Below are 1,487 nucleotides of genomic sequence, written 5' to 3'. Positions count from 1 at the left end.
GAGAAGCGCATGTCGGCGTCCAGGCTCTTGACGGCTTCGAGTCCGAGGCGCATCTGCTTCCACATCTCGTCGCGGATGTTGATCCGCAGGTCGCCGGGGGCCTTGATCTCGCGCATGGCGCGTCCCCACGAGGACAGGCAGGTCAGCGCGATGCCCATGGCCTCGTCGCCGAGGGGTTCGAGGCGGGACAGGGAGAACGACTGGATGGGGGCCGACCAGTCGACGGCGATGGTGGTCGGGGCGTCGAACAGGCCGGCCAGTGCCCCGGTGACCAGTTGGCCGAGGGCGTCCCGCAGGAGCCGGGTCTCGTCGAGGAACTGCCGGGTCGACGCGTACCGGCATTCGGTGACGAGTTGGTCGGTGGGATTGGCGAGCAGCTGCCACAGTGCGGGGATGGTGGTCACGTGCAGGGTGTGGTGACCGTCGAGGTAGCCGGTCAGTTGGGCGAGGGCGGCCTCGACGACGCGGGCGTCGGTGGGACCGAACGGGACGCGTTGCTCGCCCACGAACTGGGAGCCGACCAGCCCGCGGATCAGGGTGAGCCAACGCCGGAAGATGATCCCGGCCCGGCGTTGGGCTTCGACCCGGTCGAGGGTGTCCCACCCGTCACCCAGGGGGCCGAAGTCGAGGGGGTTGATGCGGGCGCTCATGCCCGGTCCGACGGCGAAGGGTTGGACGCCGAACGCGCGACACAAGGGTTCGTACTCGTCCTTCGGGTCGCCGAGGACGAACACCTTGTAACCGAAGTCCATCATCAGGGTGGCGAAGTTCTTGGTGTTGGTCGACTTGCCCCCGCCCGGCTTGCCGAACGTGATCACGTTCGGGTTGGTGACCGGGACGGTGTCGTCGAGCACCCAGCCGAGCGGGTCGGCGTAGAAGCTGCCCCCGGAGAGTTCGTCGATGCCGATCTGCGCGCCGGTGGGAGGCAGGGGCGGGTTAGCGATGAACGGCCACCACGCAGCCGCCTGGTCGCTGGTCATCCGGTACTGGACGACCGGGGTGCGGGCGGGGTTCCAACCCCTACCCGGACGCCGCCGGCCGTGGCGCGGCGACGCGTGGAACAGGTACGGCTCCTTGCCGGGCCGCTCGGGTTCGGGTTTGGTGGGCAGGTCGTGGCCGAAGTCGGCGAGCAGTTGGGCGGTGGAACGCCCGCGGGGCGGCGTCCTCATTCGTCGGCCTTCCTGGTCAGCCCAAGTCCGATGGGCAGGGTGGCTGCGGCGAAACCGGCGTCCTGAGCGAGGTCGAGGCGCAGGGGTGCGAAGCCGGCGCGTCGGATGGACGCGTCGAGGCGGCGTCCGAACTCGGCGACTCGCATGGTCTTGGCGACGGTGACGCACGCGACGGCGTAGGGGCGGGTGAGGGCGTGGCCGGAGGCGAGTTTCGCGTCGAGGCGGTGGGCGCGGGTGACGTTGGCGCGGTCGCGTGAGCGTTGCCGGATCTGGAGCCGGCCGCGGAGGCCTTCGCCCATGTCGGCGGCCCATTCGCCG

General features: G+C 70.3%; 2 protein-coding genes. Both read right to left on the bottom strand.

The annotated features are described in order from the left end of the window. A partial coding sequence (locus Q1K57_RS13955; RefSeq protein ID WP_300083648.1) for an ATP-binding protein occupies positions 1-1,169 on the bottom strand: 1,169 nt, incomplete at its 3' end. Next, on the bottom strand, positions 1,166-1,487 hold a 322-nt coding region (locus Q1K57_RS13950; protein ID WP_366525381.1), incomplete at its 5' end, for an SCO6880 family protein. The genes Q1K57_RS13950 and Q1K57_RS13955, both read right to left, overlap by 4 nt.

Source organism: Propioniciclava sp. (genome assembly GCF_029977985.1).
GTDB lineage: Bacteria > Actinomycetota > Actinomycetes > Propionibacteriales > Propionibacteriaceae > Propioniciclava.
Note: the sequence above shows the minus strand (reverse complement) of the source record. Positions and strands in the feature narration are given on the sequence as shown.